Annotated in this window: 1 protein-coding gene; it reads left to right on the top strand. The window is 69.2% G+C overall.

Features of this window, described 5'->3' with window-relative positions:
• Positions 1-3061: AMP-binding protein (locus tag ABZS69_RS66845; RefSeq protein WP_355395561.1), on the top strand; the 3061-nt coding region annotated here is incomplete at both ends.

The raw sequence follows: 3061 nt of genomic DNA, 5'->3' as shown, positions 1-3061 counted from the left end.
GCTCCCAACCCGCACGGCGGCCTGAGCGGTGCCCTCGAATACAGCACCGCCCTGTTCGACCAGGCCACCATCGAGCGGCTGATCGGGCACCTCCAGGTACTGCTGACCGCCATCACCGACGGTCCCGAGCGACCGCTGTCGGCGCTGCCTTTCCTGACTCCTGCCGAGCAGCGGCAGCTCACCGTCACCTGGACCACGCATCCGCCCGTCCTTGCTTCGGCCGAAGCCAAGCAGGCTGAGGCGGGGAGGGGCGAGGCCGGGGGAGTCGGGGGGATCGGTGCTGCGGTTCATGAGTTGATCGCTGGTCGGGCTGGTGTGCATCCGGGTCGGGTGGCGGTGTCGTGTGAGGGGGTGGAGCTGAGTTATGGGGAGCTGGACGAGCGGGCGAACCGGCTGGCTCACCATCTTCTCGCTTTGGGTGCGGGTCCGGAGTGTGTGGTGGGTCTGCATCTGGGGCGGACTCCGGAGTTGATCGTCGCGATTTTGGCGGTGTGGAAGGCGGGGGCGGCGTATCTGCCGTTGGATCCGGGCTATCCGGCAGGCCGGTTGGCGCACATGCTCGCCGACAGCCGGGCCGGCATCCTGCTCACCGACAACCCCGCAGCCAACCCCGCCATCAACCCTGCCGCCAGCCTGGGCACCGACCGAGCCGCCAGCCCGGTTTCCCGTGAGGCCGCTGACTCGGCCGCCTGTTCGGATACCGGTTGGGGTGGGGCGCGGGTGCTGGTGCTGCCGGAGGTGGCGGGGGTGCTGGAGGGATATCCGGTGGGGGCGCCGGGGGTGGTGGTGGCGGCTGGGCAGAGTGCGGCGGTCATCTACACGTCGGGGTCGACGGGGCGGCCGAAGGGCAGTGCGCTGGCGCATGGGAATCTGGTGGCGTTGCTGGCCGCCTGGTCGGGTACGCATTTCGGGCCGGGTCAGGGGCATCGGTGGCTGAGTCTGACGAGTATCAGTTTCGATGTGTTCACCGCGGATGTGGTGCGTGCGCTGGCCAATGGGGGCACGCTGGTGCTGGCCGCGGCGCAGGTGCAACTGGATTCGGCCGGGTGGGCGGGGGTGTTGCGGGCTTCGGGTGTCAGCGCGCTGGAGGCGGCTCCGCAGCACATCGACAATCTGGTCACCCATCTGGAGCAGGCCGGTGCGACGTTGCCGGATCTGCGGCTGCTGATCGCCACCACCGACACCTGGCATACCAGCCATGCCCGGCGGGCTCATCGGGTGCTGCCGCAGGCGCGGTTGCTGACCGCGTACGGCATCACCGAGACCACCATCGACTCCACCTACAGCGTCCTGACCCCCGACCAGCCCACCCCCGACCAGCCCACCCCCGGCCAGCCCGACCACGGCCAGCCCGACCACGGCCAGCCCGACCACGACCAGCCCGACCACGACCAGCCCGACCACGGCCGGTCCGGCCGGTCCGGCCGGTCCGGCGATCATGGTGCTCAGCCCGGTGACCACGGTGCTCAGCATGGTGGCCTTGGTGCTCGGGACGGTGATCTCGGTGCTCGGGGTGGTGCCGGGGGTTCGGGCGGGTCGGTGGGGCGGACGGGGCTGGTGCCGCTGGGGCGGCAGCCGGCGGGGCCGACGCCGATCGGGGTGCCGCTGCCTGGCACGTGCACGTTTGTGTTGGATCGGCATCTCAATCCGGTGCCGGTGGGGGTGCCGGGTGAGTTGTTCATCGCCGGTGCCGGTCTGACCCGGGGCTATCTTGATCGGCCGGCGCTGACGGCGGGGCGTTTCGTTGCTCATCCCTTCGCCGGTGACGGGTCTCGCTTGTATCGGACCGGTGACGTGGCCGCATGGCGGCCGGATGGCCAGCTGGCCTTCCTGGGCCGGACCGACCATCAGGTGAAGATCCGCGGCTTCCGGATCGAGCCGGGCGAGATCCAGCACGCGCTGACCGCCCATCCGCACATCGCCGCGGCCCTGGTCACCACCCACCAGGCCAGCACCAACACCGGTACCGACAACGACAACGACAACGACACCATCACCGTCAACGGCACCTCCACCGCTAACGGCAACGGCAACGGCATCCGCACCGGTGCCGCCAACAGCAATGACGATGGCGTCGGCAGTGGTGACGGTGTCGGCAAGGGTGACGGTCAGGGTGGCCGAGGGGGCAAGGCCGGTGCCGGTCAGCGGCTGGTCGCCTATCTGGTTCCGGCCGATCCGGCGGTGGGTGTTCCTGCCGCTGATGATCTGCGGGCGTATCTGGCGGCTGGTCTGCCGGAGTACATGATCCCGTCGGTGTTCATCGAGCTGGCGGCCTTCCCGTTGTCTCCGAACGGGAAGATCGATCGGGCCGCGCTGCCGGTTCCGGATGGCAGCCGGCCGGAGCTCGCGGGTGGTTATGAGGCGCCGGTGACGGCGACGGAGCTGTTGCTGGCCGGGATTTGGGCCGAGTTGCTCGGTGTGGATCAGGTCGGTGTTCGGGACAACTTCTTCGATCTGGGTGGGCATTCCCTGCTGGCCACCCAGGTCATCACCCGTATTCGGGCGGTGCTGGGGGTGGATCTTCCTCTGGCGGCGCTGTTCGATCAGCCGACCGTCGGTGGGCTGGCGCCGCTTGTGGATGGGGCGAATGGCAGCAGCAGGCCGCCGATCGTGCCGGTCGACCGTGATCGACCGTTGCCGTTGTCGTTCGCGCAGCAGCGGTTGTGGTTCCTGGCTCAGCTTGATCCGGGATCGGCCGAGTACAACACGCCTACTCCCATCGCGCTGCCTGGCGATCTCGATGTTCCCGCTCTGCGTGCTGCGCTGACGGCGCTGGTGGAGCGGCATGAGGTGTTGCGGACTCGGCTGGTCGCCGATGCCGATGGCATTCCGCATCAGGTCATCGATCCGCCCGCCGACTTCGACCTGCCGGTCGCCGAGGTGGCGAGCGAGCAGGAAGCACAGGCGCTGATCGCCGCCGACGCGGGTACGCCGTTCGACCTGGCCGCAGGGCCTCTGCTCCGGGGCAGCCTGCTCCGGCTGAGCGACCGGGACCACATTCTGGCGTTGTGCATGCATCACGTCATCTCTGATGAGTGGTCGGCCAAGATTTTCCACCGCG

The organism is Nonomuraea sp. NPDC005650 (assembly GCF_040605375.1).
In the GTDB taxonomy this organism is placed as follows: domain Bacteria; phylum Actinomycetota; class Actinomycetes; order Streptosporangiales; family Streptosporangiaceae; genus Nonomuraea.
This window is presented reverse-complemented; position numbering and strand designations above follow the sequence as displayed.